At 35.8% G+C, this 19704-nt stretch carries 23 protein-coding genes; 19 read left to right on the top strand and 4 right to left on the bottom strand.

Annotation, left to right across the window (positions count from 1 at the left end; translation table 11 throughout):
- The first annotated feature begins 35 nt into the window (after positions 1 to 35).
- From RM706_RS00365 to RM706_RS00350, 4 genes are read left to right on the top strand one after another with little or no spacing between them, the layout of a single operon-like run.
- Positions 36 to 1346 carry an MGH1-like glycoside hydrolase domain-containing protein gene (locus RM706_RS00365; RefSeq protein WP_311349031.1) on the top strand — a complete coding sequence of 437 codons (1311 nt, stop codon included), beginning with the start codon at positions 36 to 38 and terminating at the stop codon, positions 1344 to 1346.
- A 16-nt stretch (positions 1347 to 1362) separates the two neighbouring features.
- Positions 1363 to 1965: a GNAT family N-acetyltransferase gene (locus RM706_RS00360; protein WP_311349030.1), complete on the top strand. Its 603-nt coding sequence runs from the start codon at positions 1363 to 1365 to the stop codon at positions 1963 to 1965.
- Positions 1966 to 1970: 5 nt separating this feature from the next.
- Positions 1971 to 3617 carry a sodium:solute symporter family transporter gene (locus RM706_RS00355; protein WP_311349029.1) on the top strand — a complete coding sequence of 549 codons (1647 nt, stop codon included), beginning with the start codon at positions 1971 to 1973 and terminating at the stop codon, positions 3615 to 3617.
- A gap of 3 nt (positions 3618 to 3620) precedes the next feature.
- On the top strand, positions 3621 to 4763 hold the full coding sequence (locus RM706_RS00350; RefSeq protein ID WP_311349028.1) for a glycerate kinase: 1143 nt from the start codon (positions 3621 to 3623) through the stop codon (positions 4761 to 4763).
- Here RM706_RS00350 and RM706_RS00345 read toward each other — a convergent pair.
- From RM706_RS00345 to RM706_RS00330, 4 genes are read right to left on the bottom strand one after another with little or no spacing between them, the layout of a single operon-like run.
- Complete coding sequence (locus RM706_RS00345) at positions 4760 to 5464, bottom strand: SCO family protein (RefSeq protein WP_311349027.1); 705 nt, start codon at positions 5462 to 5464, stop codon at positions 4760 to 4762. The genes RM706_RS00350 and RM706_RS00345 overlap by 4 nt on opposite strands.
- Positions 5436 to 6044: a toxin-antitoxin system YwqK family antitoxin gene (locus RM706_RS00340; protein ID WP_311349026.1), complete on the bottom strand. Its 609-nt coding sequence runs from the start codon at positions 6042 to 6044 to the stop codon at positions 5436 to 5438. The genes RM706_RS00345 and RM706_RS00340 overlap by 29 nt, the downstream gene beginning before the upstream one ends.
- Before the next feature lie 6 nt (positions 6045 to 6050).
- Positions 6051 to 6806, bottom strand: a complete 756-nt coding sequence (locus tag RM706_RS00335) for a YHYH protein (RefSeq protein ID WP_311349025.1) — start codon at positions 6804 to 6806, stop codon at positions 6051 to 6053.
- Positions 6807 to 6830: 24 nt separating this feature from the next.
- Positions 6831 to 7124 (bottom strand): EF-hand domain-containing protein, encoded by a 294-nt coding sequence (locus RM706_RS00330; protein WP_311349024.1) that lies wholly within the window; start codon positions 7122 to 7124, stop codon positions 6831 to 6833.
- A 110-nt stretch (positions 7125 to 7234) separates the two neighbouring features.
- On the opposite strand from RM706_RS00330, the gene RM706_RS00325 reads away from it, so the two are divergent.
- From RM706_RS00325 to RM706_RS00255, 15 genes are all read left to right on the top strand, one after another.
- Positions 7235 to 7816, top strand: coding sequence for an RNA polymerase sigma factor (locus RM706_RS00325; RefSeq protein WP_311349023.1), 582 nt, complete (start codon positions 7235 to 7237; stop codon positions 7814 to 7816).
- 54 nt (positions 7817 to 7870) lie between these two features.
- Positions 7871 to 8188 (top strand): hypothetical protein, encoded by a 318-nt coding sequence (locus RM706_RS00320; RefSeq protein ID WP_311349022.1) that lies wholly within the window; start codon positions 7871 to 7873, stop codon positions 8186 to 8188.
- A gap of 5 nt (positions 8189 to 8193) precedes the next feature.
- Complete coding sequence (locus tag RM706_RS00315) at positions 8194 to 8649, top strand: hypothetical protein (protein WP_311349021.1); 456 nt, start codon at positions 8194 to 8196, stop codon at positions 8647 to 8649.
- Between the two features lie 159 nt (positions 8650 to 8808).
- Positions 8809 to 10209, top strand: coding sequence for a cytochrome-c peroxidase (locus RM706_RS00310; protein ID WP_311349020.1), 1401 nt, complete (start codon positions 8809 to 8811; stop codon positions 10207 to 10209).
- Positions 10210 to 10373: 164 nt separating this feature from the next.
- Positions 10374 to 11987, top strand: coding sequence for a glutamate synthase-related protein (locus RM706_RS00305; protein ID WP_311349019.1), 1614 nt, complete (start codon positions 10374 to 10376; stop codon positions 11985 to 11987).
- 10 nt (positions 11988 to 11997) lie between these two features.
- On the top strand, positions 11998 to 13950 hold the full coding sequence (locus RM706_RS00300; RefSeq protein WP_311349018.1) for a thiamine pyrophosphate-binding protein: 1953 nt from the start codon (positions 11998 to 12000) through the stop codon (positions 13948 to 13950).
- 1 nt (position 13951) lies between these two features.
- Complete coding sequence (locus RM706_RS00295) at positions 13952 to 14158, top strand: hypothetical protein (RefSeq protein WP_311349017.1); 207 nt, start codon at positions 13952 to 13954, stop codon at positions 14156 to 14158.
- 2 nt (positions 14159 to 14160) lie between these two features.
- Positions 14161 to 14517 (top strand): hypothetical protein, encoded by a 357-nt coding sequence (locus RM706_RS00290; RefSeq protein ID WP_311349016.1) that lies wholly within the window; start codon positions 14161 to 14163, stop codon positions 14515 to 14517.
- The gene (locus tag RM706_RS00285) at positions 14517 to 15545 is read left to right on the top strand and encodes a Rieske 2Fe-2S domain-containing protein (RefSeq protein ID WP_311349015.1); all 1029 of its coding nucleotides are present in this window, start codon (positions 14517 to 14519) and stop codon (positions 15543 to 15545) included. The genes RM706_RS00290 and RM706_RS00285 overlap by 1 nt, the downstream gene beginning before the upstream one ends.
- 2 nt (positions 15546 to 15547) lie before the next feature.
- A complete protein-coding gene (locus RM706_RS00280) occupies positions 15548 to 16333 on the top strand; it encodes a hypothetical protein (protein ID WP_311349014.1) in 786 nt (261 codons plus the stop codon).
- A gap of 1 nt (position 16334) precedes the next feature.
- Positions 16335 to 16778: a YHS domain-containing (seleno)protein gene (locus RM706_RS00275; protein ID WP_311349013.1), complete on the top strand. Its 444-nt coding sequence runs from the start codon at positions 16335 to 16337 to the stop codon at positions 16776 to 16778.
- A gap of 28 nt (positions 16779 to 16806) precedes the next feature.
- Positions 16807 to 17463 carry a LysE family transporter gene (locus RM706_RS00270; RefSeq protein WP_311349012.1) on the top strand — a complete coding sequence of 219 codons (657 nt, stop codon included), beginning with the start codon at positions 16807 to 16809 and terminating at the stop codon, positions 17461 to 17463.
- Between the two features lie 4 nt (positions 17464 to 17467).
- Complete coding sequence (locus RM706_RS00265) at positions 17468 to 17953, top strand: DinB family protein (RefSeq protein WP_311349011.1); 486 nt, start codon at positions 17468 to 17470, stop codon at positions 17951 to 17953.
- Positions 17941 to 18666, top strand: a complete 726-nt coding sequence (locus RM706_RS00260; RefSeq protein ID WP_311349010.1) for an NRDE family protein — start codon at positions 17941 to 17943, stop codon at positions 18664 to 18666. The genes RM706_RS00265 and RM706_RS00260 overlap by 13 nt, the downstream gene beginning before the upstream one ends.
- A complete protein-coding gene (locus RM706_RS00255; RefSeq protein ID WP_311349009.1) occupies positions 18663 to 19703 on the top strand; it encodes an ATP-grasp domain-containing protein in 1041 nt (346 codons plus the stop codon). The genes RM706_RS00260 and RM706_RS00255 overlap by 4 nt, the downstream gene beginning before the upstream one ends.
- The last annotated feature ends 1 nt before the right edge of the window (position 19704 follow it).

Genomic DNA, 19704 nt, shown 5'->3' with positions numbered 1-19704 from the left:
ACCGCCAATGTTTCTGTTTACCATTATACTATTATATGAAAGAGCAAATAATTAATAAGGCCATCCAAGTGTTGGATAATAATTTTCAAAAAGGGGGTTTTACAATTCCTAGCAAGGGCTTATACCCTTTTCAATGGAAGTGGGATTCAGGTTTCATAGCGCTTGGTTTTGCACATTATGATATTGATAAAGCCAAACAAGAAGTCGAAACCATATTAGATGCCCAATGGGAAAATGGTTTTATACCTCATATCGTTTTTCATAATGATAGCGATACTTATTTTCCAGGACCGGAATTTCACCAGTCTCATTTACATCCTTTGGCATCCAAAAAATATAGATCAACTGGCATGACTCAGCCGCCGGTATTTGGATTTATTTTAGAGAGACTTTACGAAATAGCTGATGATAAACAAGACATGCTTGACTTTATTAATAAGCAGATTGATAAAGTTTATGATAACCATGTTTATTTCTACAAGAATCGTGATTTAAATCAGGATGGGTTGGTATATATCTATCACAATTGGGAGTCAGGAACAGATAATTCTCCATTGTGGGACGATATTTGGACGACAATGAATCCACCAGAATATACCTTTGAAAGAAGAGATACTTCGCATGTTGATGCTTCTCAAAGACCGTCTAAAAGGGAATATGATCATTATTTGCACATCATAGATATTGCAAAAGAGCATAACTATGATGATGCTAAGATTGCTGAACTTTCGCCTTTTTTGGTACTTGATCCATTGTTTAATGCAATTTTGATTCGTTCCAATGAAGCATTAATTAATCTTTATCAACAGATAGGTGGTCATCAAGACAAAATCGATTTTCTAAAACAGCAACAATTAAAAAGTATTTCAGGATTAAATTCCAAACTATTTAATGAAGAATTAGGGGCATATGTACACTATGATTTAAGGAATGACAGACAAATTCCTTACTTATGTTCGTCTTCTTTTGCTCCTTTGTATTCCGGCGCTCCTGATGCAGATAAAGCAAAAAGACTGGCAGAAACAATGCTTAAAAGGTTTGGAGATGAAGGTAGATATCTATGCGCATCTTTTGATCCAACTCATGATAGGTTTAATCCCAAAAAATATTGGAGGGGCCCAGTTTGGATAAATATGAATTGGATGCTGTATCATGGCCTTAGACGTCATGGGATAAATGATTTAGCCGATAGAATAAAAGCTGATTCACTTGAATTGATTGAGAAAAATGGATTTTTTGAATATTTTGATTCAAGAAAATCAAATCCTGATTCTGAAACCAATGGTTATGGTGGTAACAATTTTTCTTGGAGTGCAGCTTTACTAATTGACTTTTTAAAAGAATAAGTTTAAGAACCTAGAAATGTTACTTGATTTTGGTTTTGATTATGTCTTAGAAAATGATCGGGTTAGGTTAGAACCATTAAGAATTGATCATTTAAGTGCTTTAAAAAATATTTCCAGAGAAGAGAATATTTGGACATACTTTTTGGGAAGGTCAAACGGCCAAGAAAATTTTGAATCATATATTCTTGATGCCATAGATTGTAGAAAAAAAGAAAAAGAATACTCTTTTGCAGTTTTTGATAAAGAAAAGAATAGTTACGCAGGGAGTACTCGTTTTTTTGAAATTTCTGATGAATTAAATACTATACGATTAGGATATACATGGTATGGAAAAGGGTTTAGAGGCACTGGACTAAATAAGAACTGTAAATACCTATTATTTGAATTTGCTTTTGAAAGATTAAAAGCAGAACGTATCGGTCTTGGGGCGCATGAAGAAAATATCGTCAGTATTGCCGCGATGAAGACTATTGGCTGCACTGAGGAGGGAAGAATTAGAAACCTTTTTCCCTCAATAGATAATCATGGTAGGTCAGATGCCATTTTACTTGGCATACTCAAAAAAGAGTGGCATGAAGAAGTGAAACACAAACTAAAAACAACACTAATCAAAATATAAATAGTATGAATTGGCTGGATTACGGTATAGTAGTATTTTACATTATTTTCTTTTTAGGAATGGGTTTTTTCTTTAAAGATAATAAAGACTCCAAGGATTATTTTTTAGGTGGAAAAAGTATGGGGTGGTTTCCCTTGAGTTTGTCGACTATGGCTACTCAACTATCTGCAATCAGTTTTATCTCTGCACCTGCTTTTGTGGGGTTAAAATTAGGTGGCGGAATGAAATGGTTAACCTTTGAGTTTGCAGTGCCTCTAGCTATGATTTTTATTATGATAATCATCATTCCACCGCTATTTAGATCTGGAGTTGTCAGTATTTATGAGTTTGTGGAAAAACGATTTAGCGTTTCGACCAGATTAATATTGAGTGTTGTTTTTCAAATAAGCCGCGCCTTGGGCACCGGAGTTATGGTCTATACCATAGCCATAATATTACAAGCCGTGTTAGATATAGATTTTGTTTATACCATATTGATTATTAGTGTAATAACTATAATTTATTCTTGGCAAGGCGGAATGAAAGCAGTTGTTTGGGGTGATGCTATTCAAATGATTATCCTATTTGCTGGACTAATAATTTGCCTCTACTATGGGTGGACCCTTTTACAAGAACATGGAGGATTGACCCAAGGTTTTCCTAAAGATAGGTTACAGGTAATAGACTTTAATTTTGGTATTGGCGAAGGCAATGAATATGGCTTTTGGCCAATGATTATTGGCGGATTTTTTCTTTATGCATCATACTATGGATGCGATCAAACCCAAGCACAACGTCTGTTATCGGCAAAAAATGAAAATACCATTAGAACTCTTTTATTGGCAAATGGCTTATTAAGATTTCCTGTGGTTTTGGTATATTGTATAATGGGCTTGGTCATTGGAGGATTAATTACAGTAGCACCAGATTTTATGGAAGAAATAGCGGCCACAACGCAAAGATATTTTCCAAGTGAATATAAAGCCAATGGTATAAAAGCAGATTTGATGATTCCTGTTTTTATAATGAAGTATTTACCACATGGCTTAATAGGTATTTTAATGGTGGGCATACTATCTGCTGCAATGTCCTCATTAAGTTCGACCGTTAATTCACTATCGGCAGTAACTGTTGAAGATTTTTTTAACCGTGGAAAAACAAAATTAAGTGCTAAAAGATATATGCTTATTTCTAAAGGGTCTGTTGTATTTTGGGGTGCTATATGTATCGCCAGTGCATTTCTTTTTGGGGGCAGCAAGAGTGCTGTTATAGAAATTATTAATGCGATAGGTTCTGTATTTTATGGCCCAGTTTTGGTAACCTTCTGTTTAGCGTTTTTTTCAAAAAAAGTGAATCATATTGGCATGAATGTCGGTATTATTTCAGCAGTTCTTATCAATCTTATATTTTCAAGCACCATTCAAGAAATCTTTCATATTGATTTAGGGTTCAATATATTCTGGATTTGGCTAAATTTTACTGGGGTAGTACTAGCTTTGGTTGTTGCCTATATAGTGAGTGCCATGACCAGTAAGACTAAAGTAAAAGGTATTTCTAACTTTAATATAGCAATCAAAAAATCAGATTTTCTAATTAAGGAAGTGTATATTTTAGTAATATTTTTCATTGTTATTTTAGTGTTTAGTTATTTTATACCATCAATATTAGGCTGATATATGAAGTTTGTTGTAGCTCCGGATAAATATAAGGGTTCACTAAGTGGCGCTGAGTTTTACGATGCTGTGGAGCATGGTATAAAAAGAGTTTTTCCAAATGCAACTATTATAAAAAAACCTTTGGCCGATGGCGGTGATGGTACTATTGATGTAATTAGAGACTATCTAAAGGCGGAAGAGATAGAGGTATTGGTCAGAGACCCATTGTTCAATTTAATTAAGGCTAAATATTTGTACTCTGAACAAAAAAAAACGGCCTTTATTGAAATGTCTGAAGCATCGGGATATCGCTTATTGACCAATAATGATTTGAATTGTAGACTGACCACTTCTTTGGGTACTGGCGAGCTCATTGCAGATGCCCTAGATAAAGGGGCTGAGCAAATTATTTTAGGAATTGGCGGGAGCGCCACCAATGACGGAGGAATGGGAATTGCTGTCGCCCTTGGATATGAATTCTTGGGCGAAAAGAACCATATACTAACACCTATTGGAGAGAATCTAATAAAGGTAAAAACAATTTCTAAGGCAAAAGCGGATAAAAGACTTGAAAAGGTACAACTGAAAGTTGCATGCGATGTGAACAATCCTTTTTATGGACCAGAAGGTGCTGCCTACGTTTATGCACCACAGAAAGGGGCTACTGCAGAAGATGTTAACTTTTTGGATAAAGGATTAGAGCACTTTGCAAAAGCTTTGAATACTGAATTTGGAGTTGATGTTCAAAAAATTCCGGGTTCTGGTGCTGCTGGGGGAGTTGGAGGTGGCTCAGTTGTATTTTTAAATGCTACCTTAAATTCAGGTATAGATTTGGTGAAAGAAATAGCTGATTTTGAAAACGCTATCGAACAAGCCAATTGGATTATTACAGGAGAAGGAAAATTAGACAATCAAACCTTTTCGGGAAAGACCATTTTTGGAGTAGTGGAATCCGCTAAAAAGAAGAATATTCCGGTAGCTGCGTTTTGTGGTGCAATTGAACTAACTCTTGAAGAGCAAGAAAGTATGGGCATTACCTATGCCAGCTCTGTTCTTAAAAATGTTGGTTCTTTTGATGAAGCTGTCAAGTCTAGTTATGAAAACTTAGAATTTGCGGCTTTTAACTTTGCAAGAATTCTAAAAAGGGATATAACCTTAATTTAGATTGACTCTTTTTTTAATGCTTTGATATCAACAATAAGTTGTGCGATTGAAGACCTGTTTAAACCATTGTAAATTCCTCTAATATGTTTGTTCTTATCGATTAATAGAAAGTTTTCGGTATGAAGAAAATCATCCAGATTTTTTGGCTCGCCCAAGTCATTTTCTACAAAATAATGGTCTCTGCCCAAGCTATAAATTTCTTCTCTATCACCTGTCACTAAGTGCCATTTATTGTCGATTATACCATATTTTGAGGCATAATCTTTTAAGACCGAAACAGAATCTATTGATGGTGTTACAGAATGAGATAGTATTAAAAGTTCCAAATCATCCTTAAATTCCTCTTGAATTTTGATCATATTATTGGTCATCTTTAAACAAATGCCTGGGCAACTGGTAAAAAAGAAATCTACTACAACTATTTTTTCATCAAATGTCTTTTGTGTAATAGTCTCCCCCAATTGATTGGTAAGGCTAAAATCTGGAATTTTATGAAATGCCTTTTCTTGATCGCTTCCTGGTGTGATCCAATGAGGGGTGAACGTTTTTTCATTAAAAAAGGGTAGGTGCTCTACTCTTGCAGTTTTTTTAATTCTAATATGCTCTTTCTTGATTTTTGATTTACAGCTAGCAAGGCATATCAAAAACAGAACGATAACAGAGAAAACAACTCTAATTTTTGGACGATACAACTTCTTCATTTTCTAATTTATAACAGGAATTGGCGCGTCTCATACCAAAAATCCTTCCATTTTTAGCCTCATAATTGACGTACAAGGTTCCATTTTCTAACCATGCCTGCTGTAAACCAATTTCCTTTCCATCTACTAAATTCCTTAATTTGGCCAGTGTTCCATCTCGATACCATTTTTTAGAGGTCCCATTGGTTTTTCCATCTATATACATAGTTTCTGATGCCAGATTACCATTGTCCCACCAAGATCGATATGAGCCGTTAAGTTTGTTTTTCTGATAGTAAGATTCAGTTTTTAAAATACCATTTGGAAACCAGATTTTGGCAACTCCCATTTTTTTTCCATTTGCAAAACCAACTTTTTGCTGCAATGAGTCGTTTTCATAATATTTAACGGCATATCCACTAAAAAGCTGGTTTTTATAGTACCAATTACCTTCATTGCCATTTAGGAGGAGACTGTCTTTAACAACTTCAATACTCGCAATTACATCATTTTGCCCACTATTTTCTTTTTGCTGGCCTATATCATTTTTGCAACTGAAAATAATTACAATTAAAGAGAAGAAAAGAAATTGTCTGACCATATTCATTTAGTAACCTTGATAAGGTCCGGCAAAAGCTATATACGAACCTGTTGTTGAATATACTTCATTAATAATATGGTAATGATATTCTCCATCGGGATTGTGAGGTGTAGGTCCAAAATGACCACCAGATTCATCTAAGTCCGTTGGATATTCGTTTGATGGATAGTCACGCCTACCGTAGAGGAAAACCCCATCTAATAAAACTCCCACTAAATTATCGTCATCATTAGTGAATGCTTTTGGTTCTAGGTGGTAATGATAGACCCCAGGTCCGATATGAGCCCCTGTCCAATCTAAACTACCCGCAGCCTGATCTAAAGCACCGCCCCCCTCTTGGTCATTAAATAACGATGAGCCACTTACAGCTATGCCAATAGTACCTAACTGTGTTTCGGAAGTGTTTCCCTCTAAATTAGGGATGGCATCAACAGTAATGGTAATTGCATTATTATTGCTGCTCATAATTGAAGGTGTAAGTCTTACGTCCGGTTCTTCTCTATATAAATCATTTCCTTCACCCCAATATACAGTTTCGTGATTGGGTAGACCAGTGGTCTCTATGGTAACTGTTGCACCGCCATCAGATAAATAAATTTCTGTTGCTTCTGTATTGAATTCTGCAAAAGCGGCATGTAATTCAGTTAGAACGTCATCATCAGTTGCTATTTGGTCGTCTGTAACATCGTCACCATCAGAACTGCATGCGATAAGTGCGATTAAAAGTAATGATGTTAATAGGAAAATTGGATTTTTTTTCATGACAAACGGGTTTTTAGTTAGCTGTTAATTTCTGTTGGGTCTACCTCTTCTTTCGGGCTTTGGGGCTTTCTCTAGTTCTTCCTTCGATAACAACCCATCTTCATTTAAATCTATTTTGTCAAAGTCATTCTTTAAAGGGCCTTTGACTTCTTTTTTTGATAGCATTCCATCCTCATTTTCATCCATTTTTTCAAATAGCTCTTCTATAGAAGGTGGCTTTCTTTCTTCTCTTTGATTGTTTTGAGCCACCATTTGGCATGAGCTAAAGACCCCTAAAGCCAAAATTGCGATAACTGATTTCATATTTCTTTTCATCATTTTAAAATTATTTGTTGAAGTTTTAGATGAGTAATACAAAAAAAACTTGCGCTCGAATTAAAAAAAATAAAATAGGTTACTTTGTATTACAAAAAAAACCAACAACCCTTTTGGACGAAAGTCAATTTTTGATAGCACTAAAAGAGCAAAGCCAAGCAGCCTATGCAAAGCTCTTAGATGACTATCAGAGAAAGGTTTTTAATACCTGTTTGTCGTTTGTGCCTAATGCAGAGGATGCCGAAGATATTGCACAAGAAGTTTTTATTGAAATCTATAATTCCGTTAAGAAGTTTAAGGGAGATTCTAAATTATCTACTTGGATTTATAGAATCTCGGTAAATAAAAGTTTAGAATTTATCAGAAAAAGGAACACAAAGAAACGCTTTGGGTTTATGCAGCCCATCAGTGGTAATGCGATTCCTGTAGATAGGTCATCGTATTTTACAGAGTTCAATCATCCAGGCATTCAGTTGGAAGATAAAGAACGCAATGAAATTCTTTTTAAGGCAATAAATCAACTTCCTGAAAGCCAAAAAGTGGTTTTTACATTGCATAAAATAGATGGGTTTAGCTATAAGGAAGTTAGCGAGATTACAAACAAAAGTATTTCATCAATAGAGTCGTTATTGTTTAGGGCTCGAAAGAATTTAAAAGATATTTTAACAAAGTTTTATAAAAAAGAAGGTTGGTAGTGCAAGTTTTAAACCTATCTGGCATCTAAAACGATAATACCACCATTATAGACCATGAATGATAAAAAAAATACTTCAAAAATTGTAGATGAACTTCTTGATTTTCCTTTAAATATAAAAGAGGTCAATAGTCCTCCCTTTTTTAAAGATAGGGTGTTAAATAAACTATCTACCTTAAATGAGAAAAAGTATAGCAATGATGTACTTTTTTGGTTCACTCCAAAATATCAAATTATAGCATTGGTGCTTTTCGCATTTTTAAACCTAGCAGTGCTTTACTCGTATATTTCAGATAATAAGGCAAGTGAGTTACAAACCTTTGCACAAGTATCTGGGTTATCTTCTTCAGAAAATAATTCTATTTTAAATTAGTACTTATGAAAAAAAATCTACTCTTAACTATTTTGTTGATTTTTTTGATGGTGATGAATGGAGTGCTTTTGTACTTAGTTCTGAATAAAACTGAACGCAAAAATAGACCACCAAAAGTATTTATTACCCAGCAACTTGGTTTTAATGATAATCAGTTGGCGGATTTTAGAAGTATTGATGAAGAGCATCATAGAAAAATGAGAGCCCTTGAAGATAATTCAAGAGACTTAAAAGAATTACTTTTCTCAAATCTTGATAACACAAATTTTACAACCAATGAATTAGATTCTATAACAAACTTAATTGGACAATTAAGTATTGATAAGGAGCAAGAGGTATTTAATTATTTCAAGGCATTGGAGAATATTTGCACGGATAAACAAAAAATCAAACTTAAAAATATTGTTACTGGTGCATTAAGACGTAACCCCCAAAGAGGTGACCCGCCACCACCAAGATGATATTTTAATTATAAATTGATTGAAAAGTCCAACAATTATTTTGTTGGACTTTTTTTATTACAAGCGCAAGTTTTTTTAAAAGAACTAGTCTAAATATTTAAACCCATACCTAGACGCATAAATTTTTACTCATTTATTAATCAATTTAAAACAAATTCAATGAGAGATTTATGCCCCACGAGAACATTTTTATATGTTCTGTTTTATATTTTATTGTTTAACAGCTGTTCTGACGAAATAGAACCTTTTGACCAAAGCTCGAATGGCGAATTTACGGCGATACCTGATGACGAAGAGCTAGTTGACTTGCTAGTTGATGTTTCAAATGGTCTTGGACATAGTTTTTTTATTCTTCCAAATGAAACTGATTATGCCAGTATTCCACAAGACCCTAAAAACCCAATTACTGCAGCAAAAGTTGCTTTGGGGCAATTGCTTGTTCACGAAACTGCCACTGGTGGGGCGCCTAAGGTTGAATCTGCAATTTATACGTACTCCTGCTCAAGCTGTCATCCGGTTGCATCTGGATTTTATTCTGGATTGCGACAAGGAATCGGGGAAGGCGGAATGGGTTTTGGTTTTTCTGGTGATGGACGTGTAGTTATGCCAGAATCAGTTTTCCCAAGAGATTCTTTAGATGTATTGCCGATTAAGGTACCCACTATTTTAAATGTTGCATACCAAGAGGTCATGTTGTGGAATGGTGCCCTAGGAGGAACAGGTATAAACGCCCCATTTATAAATACCGGTACAAATGCGGAGGACTTACCAGATAATTTACTCGGATTTGAAGGATTGGAAGTACAAGGGATGGCTGGTCAATTAGTTCATCGTTTGAAGATTGATGAAGAGTTTGTAGATCAATTTGGATATCGGGCAATGTTTGATGCTGCATTTCCTGAAATATCTGAAAACGAACGTTATTCTAGATTGACTGGTGCCTTGGCCATAGCAGCTTTTAATAGAACGGTTTTATCAAACCAATCTCCTTGGCAAAATTGGCTCAAAGGAAATGATGATGCTATGACGGATAACCAAGTGAGTGGGGCAAAAGTATTTTTTGATAAGGGTAAATGCTATCAGTGCCATACCGGCCCTGCCCTAAAATCCAATGAATTTCATGCATTCGGAATGGGAGATTTTGATCCTCGTGAAACGATAATTTTAGATAGAAGAGGTTTTAAAAAAGATGTTACTCGAGGTCGCGGAGCTTTTACTGAAAGAGAAGAAGATGAGTTTAAATTCAAAGTTCCGACACTATACAATTTAAGGGATAATCCGTCTTATGGTCATGGTGGAACTTTTACAAGTGTGCGTCAAGTAATAGAGTATAAAAACAATGGACGAAAGCAAAATGAGAGAGTGCCAGATACTCAATTAGCAGATCAGTTTGGGAATCTTGATTTAACTGAAACAGAGATTTCGCAATTGGTCGATTTTGTCGAAAATGGCTTGTATGACCCAAACTTGATAAGATATGTTCCAGAAGAAGTGTTATCAGGAAATTGTATTCCAAATAATGACACTCAGTCTAAATTAGATTTGGGGTGCGAAGATTAATTTTAAGGTTGGTTTTTGGTTGGTAAGAATGCCCGGGTGTGATGCTCGGGCATTTCTTTTCAGCAGAGTTTATGAGAGTTCCTATTATTTCCATTAAATTACAATTGTAAAGCCATGGCTTTATTTTCGACCTAATGACAATACTAATTTAAACAACCGACCCAATGACTCAAAAGCTTATTGAAATCGCTAAGATTTCAGAACTTCAAGAAAAACAACCAGCATATGCTTTAGTTAAGAATACTGATTTAGTAATAATTAAACATGAGTCCGGTATTTCTGTGCTTTATGGCAGATGTCATCATAGGGGTGCTTTGTTGGCAGATGGTCATGTTGATGGCCAAAATTTAATATGCGGTGTGCATGGGTGGGATTACCGCTATGACACTGGGATCAGCGAATACAATAATGACGAAAGGCTCCATAAATTTCAAGAACATATCGATGGAGATTCATTAAAGATTGATGAAAATGAGATTGTGGCATTTGAAACTGAACAACCACAGCCTTTTGATAGAGATGCCTATTTAGGAACATATCAAGACACGCATCCAGAGGATACCGAACCTTATACAGGCTATATTAAAGAGTTAGCCGTAAATGGACTAAAGAATTTAGGACATCATGGGTTTTCTGCGTCCATGGGCGTTGATAGAAATACCTTGCCACAATGGAAAGATATTCAATTTCTGCCTGCTCAGTTAGCTTCTCGACCATTATTGGATCATGAAGAAGTAGCCACTAAAGTAGTTATAGGTTCAAAAGCTAAGAAACCACTGGTCTTAGATATTCCTTTGTTCGTTAGTGATATGAGTTTTGGGGCATTATCTCGAGAAGCCAAAATTGCATTATCTAAGGGCGCGGAAATGGCAGGCACCGGTATTTGTTCCGGCGAAGGGGGAATGCTGCCTGAAGAGCAGAAGAACAATTCAAAGTACTTTTATGAATTGGCTTCCGCTCAATTTGGGTTTAGTTGGGATAAATTAGATAATGTTCAAGCATTCCATTTTAAGGGTGGTCAAGGAGCTAAAACAGGTACGGGAGGTCATTTGCCGGGGAATAAGGTAAGTAAAGAAATTGCTGAGGTGCGTGGATTAAATGAAGGGGAAACTGCGATTAGTCCAGCAACGTTTCCCAATTTTCATGGCGTGAATGATTTCAAAGATTTTGCCGCTAAAGTACGCGAGCGAACTGGCGGAATTCCAGTAGGATTTAAAATTGCAGCAAGCCACATAGAAAAAGACATTCAATTCGCATTAGATGTTGGAGTGGATTATATCATTTTAGATGGTAGGGGAGGCGGTACTGGTTCCGCGCCTACGATATTAAGAGACAATATTAATGTGCCGACGATTCCAGCTTTGGCAAGAGCAAGAAAATATTTAAATAAAGTTGGCGCAACAGATGTTACTTTGGTAATCACAGGTGGTCTTAGAATAGCCGAGGATTTTGCAAAAGCTATGATGATGGGTGCTGATGCCATAGCAGTTTCCAATTCTGCAATTCAGGCAATAGGGTGTTTGGGCATGCGAGCTTGTGGTTCTAATAATTGTCCCGTAGGTATCGCTACCCAGAAAGAATCACTTCGAAGTAGATTAATTATTGATTCTTCAGCTAAACAGTTGGCTAACTTTTTTAGTGCTACCAATGATTTAATTAAAGTGATAGCCCGTTCTTGTGGTTATGATGATATCACTAAGTTTAACCACAATGACCTTTCCACTTTCAAAAAAGAGATGCACGAATTAGCAGGAATTCCTTTTGCAGGGGTAAATTAAACAACCAATCATGAGTGATAAAGAAATAGTATGGCATAAGGTATTAGATAATAAAAAGGATTTGCCTGAAGGTAGGGTCAAAACAGTAACGGCAGCACATAAAGGTATTTGTCTAACTCATTTTGAAGGTAAATTTTCGGCTTTGGACAACAGATGCCCGCACCAGGGAGGGCCATTAGGTGAAGGTTCCATTGAAAATGGAATGCTTCGTTGTCCTTGGCATGGTTGGGATTTTCACCCTTGCACAGGATTGCCTCCTGGAGGCTATAATGATGGTATCGAAACTTTTGAAGTTAAAGAAGATAGAGATTCAATATATGTAGGTGTTGAAAAAGAGAATGCCCATCAAACCACGATTTCCGATATTATGGCTGAAACCATGGTGAATTGGGGGGTGACCAAAGTTTTTGGAATGGTAGGACATTCTAATTTGGGCTTTGCCGATGCCATGAAACGCCAAGAAGAAAAAGGAAACCTCAATTTCTATGGTATCCGTCATGAAGGTGCAGCAGCATTTGCTGCTTCAGCATATGGTAAGTTAACAGGGAAACCTGCTGCATGCTTTTCTATTGCAGGCCCAGGGGCAACCAATATGTATACCGGGATGTGGGATGCTAAAGTTGATAGGGCACCGCTTTTGGCGCTAACAGGTCAAGTGGCTACGCAAGTGGTTGGTACGGGTAATTTTCAAGAAGTTGATTTGGTAAGAGGTTTTAGTACGGTTGCAGAGTTTAACCAGCGTGTTCAAAGTGATAGTAAACACGCTGAATTAATGTCCTTAGCAGTAAAAAGTGCTATTTTAAAACGTGATGTATCACATTTGACGTTTCCCGATGAGGTTCAAGAGAAAATAGCAAAACCCAACTCATCGGCACAAACCCCTGATAAGCGAATTACCGCTATGGAAATAGCTCCGCCCAAAGAAGCGGTTGATGATGCGGTTCGATTGCTTAAAAACGCTAAACGCCCAGTAATTATAATGGGTCATGGAGCAAGGGCACATAAAAAAGCAATAGTAGCGTTTGCAGAAAATTTAAATGCTGCGGTAGTAACTACTTTTAAAGGGAAAGGACTTATTGCCGATAGCCATCGTTTAGGTGGTGGAGTATTGGGACGCAGCGGCACCCCAATTGCATCTTGGTTTATGAATGAAGCTGATTTGCTGCTAGTATTTGGAGCATCTTTTTCTAACCATACAGGCATAACTCCTAAAAAACCTATTATTCAAATTGATTTTGACCCAATGGCATTGAGCAAGTTTCATAAAGTGGAAGTTGCTGTTTGGGGCGAAATTTCAAGAACACTTGAAATTTTCAATAATGAGCTCAAAGGGAAAATAAATACCGAAGATCAAACGAGTGAAATTGCTGAACGATGGAAAATATGGAAAGAAGAAAAAGCAAAGCGATTGTTAGAAACCTCTAACCAAGGCGTTAGTTCCATAGCTGTTTTTGAAACTATGAATGCGTTAACTCCTGAAAATGCAGTGATGTGTGTAGATGTTGGTAATAATGCCTATTCTTTTGGGCGTTATTTCGAACCCACAAATCAAGATTTTTTAATGTCTGGTTATTTAGGTTCTATTGGGTTTGCTTTACCCGCTGCTATAGGAGCTTGGACTGCTGTTGGTGATTCCAGACCAGTCGTTGCTGTTGCCGGTGACGGTGGCTTATGTCAATATTTAGCTGAAATCACAACATTGGTAAAATATAAGATGCCTATTAAATTGATAGTTTTGAATAATCACGAACTGGGGAAGATTTCTAAAGAACAGCGCGCTGGTGAATTTGATGTTTGGAAAACGTCGCTCTCTAATCCAAATTTTGCAGATTTTGCAAAATCGTGTGGCGCATGGGGCAAACGTGTTGAAAATCACGAGCATTTAGAAGTAGAGATGAAAAATTTATTCGATCAAGAGGGGCCAAGCGTGTTGGAAATAATGACCGATGTAAACTTAATTTAATATGGAATCGATAATTATCATTTTTCTTATGGTATTTACCATATATGCTATAATTGGACTCCTTTTCGGACTATATTTTGTTTTTGTTGGTGCTGTTAAAATAGACCCCTTGCTAAAAGATAGCAAAAAAAAGGTACGCTTGTTGTTGTTGCCAGGTACCATAGCTACATGGCCCTTTTTGATTGGAAAACTTTTTAAATCAAAATAACAATGATTGCAAGTCAAAGAAAATCACATAAATATGTTTGGCTGATCATTGCCATTGTAATTCCGGTAATGTTATTTTTTGCCATAAAAGATTTGGATTTTTCTACAACTTCCAATAATTCTAAAAAAGAACAGCTAACCGCTTCTTTTAACCATAGCAAAGTTCAAATTCAATTACGTCAGCCTTTGCAAAGTCCTTCCCCTTTAGTTTATGAATTGAATGCTAATGGAAAACCAGGCAAAATCCTCGGGCAATTGAATGGGATAGGGAATTACAAATTTTCGACCTCTTCAACAGCAAAAGGAATAGTGGTTAAAGATGGAATCAAAAATGAAGAACTTTTTAAAATTGAATTTTAATGGGACTTGATTACAAATTAGTGCTATGGAACAGGCATAAGAAAATCTATGATAAGTGGATTGCTATAGCAATGGTCTTTTATTTAGTAGTGTTTTTTGTATTAAGTTTTGTGACTAATCCTGAAATGATTGCTGAGACCATTATCATTAGGGCTTTTGGGTCTTTGGCTATTATAATGCTTCACCTAATTTTGGTAATTGGGCCATTAACGAGAATAAATGCTCAGTTTTTACCATTGCTTTACAATCGTAGACATTTGGGTGTAAGCATGTTTTTAGCAGCATTAATACACGGAATTTTTGCGACAATTCAGTTTCATGCTTTAGGCATTGTGAATCCGATTTACTCCATCTTCACATCAAATATGGATTACGGCTCGTTGACCAATTTTCCATTTCAAGTACTTGGCTTTCTGGCATTACTGATCTTGTTTGTGATGGCTTCCACCAGTCATGACTTCTTTCTACATAACCTATCTGCAAAGATTTGGAAGCGATTGCATATGATGGTTTATGTAGCTTATACTTTGATAATTATGCATGTTTTTTTAGGAGCTTTTCAACAAGAGACATCTCCCTTCACTATTGGTATTTTACTTGTTGGTTTTGTTGCTGTTTGTTCGTTGCACCTGATAGCTGCTTTTAAAGAAGGCAAAATAGATAGTTATAAAGCCAGTCAAAAAGAAGGCTGGTTAGAGGTCTGTAATATCAATGAAATTGAAGAAAGTAGAGCTAAAATTTTTACCGTTGTAAATGAACGAGTCGCTATTTTTAAAAATGAGGGAAAACTCTCAGCAGTACATAATGTTTGTAAACATCAAGGAGGTCCCTTGGGAGAAGGTAAAATTGTAGATGGCTGTATTACCTGTCCTTGGCATGGGTATCAATACTTACCTCATAATGGGCAGTCACCACCACCTTTCACGGAAAAGGTAAAAACGTATGAGCTAAAAATTATGAATGATATGGTTTATATTAATCCAGCTGCATTTGCTGAAGGAACAGAAGTAACCCCAATTTCTTGCTAGTTATGAAGAAGGATGAATTTTATATTGGGTATGTAGATGAGGTTGGTATTGGTACAAAAAAAACATTAAAGCGATTTGTCATTATTGCGATATCCGTACTGATGATTGGCGCTTTGCTTTTTGGATTTTTTCAAAGACCTGCGATAAACAGTTCATTCGATTTTGGAAATCCGACCAAAGTTTCAGGTCTTTATCATGAATCGCCATATCCGATGCTGCGAGTGGCAGTTGCAGAAAATGAATTTAAGGATCTTGTTTTATTGGGCGTGGGTAAATTTGGGCCCAATCCATATTTAAAAGAGATTCGAGAAAAAGAAGGTGGCCTGAATGGAAAGCAATTGACTATTGAAGGGCAACTGGTGTACTACAACGGTAAAACGTTGCTAGAAATAGATGATAGTCAAAACGTAAGTTTAGCTAATAGTAAAGTCAATACTTTTTCTTTTACTAAAACTTTAGGGCAGTTAACGGTTGAAGGAGAAGTCATAGACCCGAAATGCTATTTTGGAGTTATGAAACCTGGTTTTGGAAAAATTCATAGAAGTTGTGCATCACTTTGTATTGCTGGTGGAGTACCGCCAGTACTGGTTTCAAATGGCGAGAATGGGGTCGAAAACTATTTTTTATTGACCGATTTGAAAGGAAATCCAATCCATAGAGACATACTACCTTATATAGGTCAGCCTTCAAAAATTTCAGGAGCGCTTAGCGCTATAGGAGATTGGAAGGTATTGAAAATCAATGTTGACCAAATTGAAAAACTTGACAAAAAGTCTTCAATTTATTAAGATGATCAGAGTAGTAGTATTAATAGTTTTTTTAGCTGGATTTAATGGTATTGGACAATCCATAGATTACAATACTAAGAAGGGGTATGTTGCCAAAGGTTATGATGTTGTTGCTTATTTTGATAATAAGGCGACGCTAGGGGATGACAAATTTACTACAGAATATGATGGGGTGAAGTTTAAATTTTCAATCCAAGAGAACCTTCAAAAATTTAAAGATAATCCTCAAAAGTACATACCAAAGTATGGTGGATACTGCGCGTATGCCGTTGCAGTTTCAGGTAAAAAAGTAAGTGTCAACCCAGAAACATTTGAAATAAGAAACGGACAGTTGCTTTTATTCTACAACTCAGGGAAAACAAATACTTTAGAACTTTGGAAAAAGGAATCTCCTGATGAACTAAAGGTAAAGGCAGATAAAAATTGGGAGGAAATTAAAAACTAGTTAATTTTCTAGTTTGCAAATCAAGTTGATGTTTAAAGCTTTGAAACTTTTTGGTGCTGGTCTTTTAATCAGTTTTTTAGGTGCACTTCCCTTAGGAAGTTTGAATATTACAGCTTTTGATATTTCTGCATCCCAAAATGTTCAAAATGCACTTTTATTTTCTTTTGCTGCAATTTTTGTTGAGTTAACCTATGTGCGATTGACATTATGGGGAAGTCAAAAAATAAACTTAGAGGGTAAATGGACTTATATTGTTCTATCTTTTGCGATAATACTCCTGCTATATTTAGGAACTTCCAGTTTAATGTCGGTTACTAATTATGTAGATACTGGAAGTACAAAAGGAGTACTTTTTCCAAAAATAACGTCACCAATACTGCTTGGATTAATGCTTAGTGCACTTAATCCATTACAGCTTCCTTTTTGGTTGACCTGGAATAAGGTTTTAGAATCAAAAGGGATGCTCGAGCATAAAACGACATCTTTTATAACCTATATGAGCGGAATAGGCTTTGGTACATTTATAGGGTTGTTAATATTTATTTTTGCAGGCAAATTAATTGTAGCCAATTATGCGGAGTACGCTAAAATAACTAGTTTTAGCATTGGCTTAATCTATATCGGTTTTTCATTTTATCTCATGTTTATTTTATTTAAAAAACGCCTCAAACTAAAAACGCAATAAATCTATGTTACAGTCTTCAATTCAGACTATAGAACAATTTAAAACTGTATTGTCACAGCTTTCGTTGAATCAGTATGTATCACCATGTAAAGTACTCTCTAATGCTACCATTGGACAACATACAAGACATATTATTGAGTTATATCAATGTTTGATAGCAGGTTATGAAGAAGCAATGGTTTCTTATGATAAGCGACAACGCAATAAAATGATTGAAGAAGATATTGATTTTGCAATCGTTCAACTTGTTCAAATACAAGAAACCATAAAAAAACCCAATAAAGAGATTCAAATAGTTTATGAAATGGGCGATAATGAAGGTTGCTTAAAATCAAATTATTTTAGAGAAGTCCTGTATAATTTAGAGCATATGATACATCATCATGCCTTAATTAAGGTGGGTATCATTGATATGACGACAATTCAACTTCCAGACTCATTTGGTGTAGCACCTTCTACGATTAAGTATAGAAAAGCATGTGTACAGTAAGTTTTATACCGGTTAAAGAGACCGTTATCATTACGTCAAATAGGGATGAGCATATTTCAAGGCCATCAGCTTACAAACCTTGTGAAGAACTAATCAATGGGCGAAGGGTGCTTTTTCCAAAAGACCCTAAAGCTGGTGGCACCTGGTTTGCCGTAAATGAAGACAATGTGATTATTGTTTTATTGAATGGTGCTTTTCAGCGCCACACTTCAAAAGGTAACTATGCAAAGAGCAGGGGACTTATTCTGTTAGATTTGGCTAGTCATCAAAACCCAAAAGCGTACTTGGAGAAAATTGACCTTGTAAATATTGAACCTTTTACAGTATTGGTATCTCAAGAAGGGACATTAAATGAATTACGATGGGACGGGTCAGAAAAATTCTTAAAAGAACTAGATAGCTCTAAAGAACATATATGGTCTTCCGCCACCCTCTATGATAAAGAAGTGATACGTACCCGTGAAACCTTATTTGCTGATTTTATTTCTAAAGGAGTGGTTACCAAAAATGATATTATAGCCTTTCACTCAGGAAGCTCAGATGATTTAGAAAACGGGTTTATCATCGAAAGAAAGAATGGTTTAAAAACATTCAGTGTTACCCAGGCAGTTTTACAAAACGATAAAATTTCATTGGAGCATCTAGACTTATTAAATCAAACTACGCATAAAATTGATATGAACGGGAATCAACTAATTCATGATTTAGGATGACCTTAAAACTAAGATGGCATAAGTTGACGCATTGGGAGTATTGGCCACTTTGGGCTATTTATTACCCTTTGTTTCCTATTTGGGTGTTTTTTTCGATAAAGGCACGGTCATTTTTCTTTTTTAACGCGGCCAATCCTAAAATGAAAAATGGGGGTATGGCCATGGAATCAAAGAATGAAATTTATGATATGATTCCCGAAGCGCATATTCCCAAAACCATTCTGATTGAAAAAGATACTCCAGCATCAGAAATAACCAAGCGGATAAATGCTAATGGTATTGCCTATCCATTTATAGTCAAGCCAGACATTGGTATGAAAGCTTTTGGTGTGGACAAAATTCATAATCGAGAAGAACTACAAGATTATATAGATAGAACACCACAAGATTATTTGATACAAGAATTCATTCCGTATGCCAATGAAGTAGGTATTTTCTATGTTCGAATGCCTAACGAAGACCGTGGAAAAATTACAGGAATAGTGGCTAAAGAGTTTCTGTCTGTGATAGGTGATGGTAAGAGCACCATTTTGCAATTGATTAAGCAAACCCCTCGAAGTCATATGCATTTGCGTACGCTTTCTAAGAAATTTGGAAATCAACTGAATGCCGTTTTAGAAAAAAATAAAGAATTTATTCTTGTGCCATTTGGTAGTCATACAAGAGGGGCAAAGTTTATTGATAAAACAAATAAAAACAATGCCCATTTAGAAAGACTTATTGATGCTATTTGCATACAGATGCCAGAGTTCTATTATGGTAGGTTAGATGTGTTGTATACTGATTTTGAAGAACTGTCAGAAGGGAAAAACTTCAAAATCATAGAGATTAATGGTGCGGGAGGGGAGGCAACACATATTTACGACCCTAAACATTCGTTGTTTTTTGCTTGGAAAGAAATTACAAGACATTGGAACTATCTATGTAAAATCAGTATGCTCAATCATAAGAGAGGCTTCCCATATTTAAGTTTTAACGACGGTAGAACGATGTTAAAACAAAATGGAGTTTTAGAAGAAGAATTAAAATTAGTATAAG

The organism is Croceitalea rosinachiae (assembly GCF_031846445.1).
Taxonomy (GTDB): domain Bacteria; phylum Bacteroidota; class Bacteroidia; order Flavobacteriales; family Flavobacteriaceae; genus Croceitalea; species Croceitalea rosinachiae.
This window is presented reverse-complemented; position numbering and strand designations above follow the sequence as displayed.

Excerpts from the sequence above, each read along its gene's own strand:
- RM706_RS00365 (WP_311349031.1), top strand. The coding sequence starts at position 36 with ATGAAAGAGCAAATAATTAATAAGGCCATCCAAGTGTTGGATAATAAT.
- RM706_RS00360 (WP_311349030.1), top strand. The coding sequence starts at position 1,363 with ATGTTACTTGATTTTGGTTTTGATTATGTCTTAGAAAATGATCGGGTT.
- RM706_RS00355 (WP_311349029.1), top strand. The coding sequence starts at position 1,971 with ATGAATTGGCTGGATTACGGTATAGTAGTATTTTACATTATTTTCTTT.
- RM706_RS00350 (WP_311349028.1), top strand. The coding sequence starts at position 3,621 with ATGAAGTTTGTTGTAGCTCCGGATAAATATAAGGGTTCACTAAGTGGC.
- RM706_RS00345 (WP_311349027.1), bottom strand. The coding sequence starts at position 5,464 with ATGAAGAAGTTGTATCGTCCAAAAATTAGAGTTGTTTTCTCTGTTATC.
- RM706_RS00340 (WP_311349026.1), bottom strand. The coding sequence starts at position 6,044 with ATGGTCAGACAATTTCTTTTCTTCTCTTTAATTGTAATTATTTTCAGT.
- RM706_RS00335 (WP_311349025.1), bottom strand. The coding sequence starts at position 6,806 with ATGAAAAAAAATCCAATTTTCCTATTAACATCATTACTTTTAATCGCA.
- RM706_RS00330 (WP_311349024.1), bottom strand. The coding sequence starts at position 7,124 with ATGATGAAAAGAAATATGAAATCAGTTATCGCAATTTTGGCTTTAGGG.
- RM706_RS00320 (WP_311349022.1), top strand. The coding sequence starts at position 7,871 with ATGAATGATAAAAAAAATACTTCAAAAATTGTAGATGAACTTCTTGAT.
- RM706_RS00315 (WP_311349021.1), top strand. The coding sequence starts at position 8,194 with ATGAAAAAAAATCTACTCTTAACTATTTTGTTGATTTTTTTGATGGTG.
- RM706_RS00310 (WP_311349020.1), top strand. The coding sequence starts at position 8,809 with ATGAGAGATTTATGCCCCACGAGAACATTTTTATATGTTCTGTTTTAT.
- RM706_RS00305 (WP_311349019.1), top strand. The coding sequence starts at position 10,374 with ATGACTCAAAAGCTTATTGAAATCGCTAAGATTTCAGAACTTCAAGAA.
- RM706_RS00300 (WP_311349018.1), top strand. The coding sequence starts at position 11,998 with ATGAGTGATAAAGAAATAGTATGGCATAAGGTATTAGATAATAAAAAG.
- RM706_RS00295 (WP_311349017.1), top strand. The coding sequence starts at position 13,952 with ATGGAATCGATAATTATCATTTTTCTTATGGTATTTACCATATATGCT.
- RM706_RS00290 (WP_311349016.1), top strand. The coding sequence starts at position 14,161 with ATGATTGCAAGTCAAAGAAAATCACATAAATATGTTTGGCTGATCATT.
- RM706_RS00285 (WP_311349015.1), top strand. The coding sequence starts at position 14,517 with ATGGGACTTGATTACAAATTAGTGCTATGGAACAGGCATAAGAAAATC.
- RM706_RS00280 (WP_311349014.1), top strand. The coding sequence starts at position 15,548 with ATGAAGAAGGATGAATTTTATATTGGGTATGTAGATGAGGTTGGTATT.
- RM706_RS00275 (WP_311349013.1), top strand. The coding sequence starts at position 16,335 with ATGATCAGAGTAGTAGTATTAATAGTTTTTTTAGCTGGATTTAATGGT.
- RM706_RS00270 (WP_311349012.1), top strand. The coding sequence starts at position 16,807 with ATGTTTAAAGCTTTGAAACTTTTTGGTGCTGGTCTTTTAATCAGTTTT.
- RM706_RS00265 (WP_311349011.1), top strand. The coding sequence starts at position 17,468 with ATGTTACAGTCTTCAATTCAGACTATAGAACAATTTAAAACTGTATTG.
- RM706_RS00260 (WP_311349010.1), top strand. The coding sequence starts at position 17,941 with ATGTGTACAGTAAGTTTTATACCGGTTAAAGAGACCGTTATCATTACG.
- RM706_RS00255 (WP_311349009.1), top strand. The coding sequence starts at position 18,663 with ATGACCTTAAAACTAAGATGGCATAAGTTGACGCATTGGGAGTATTGG.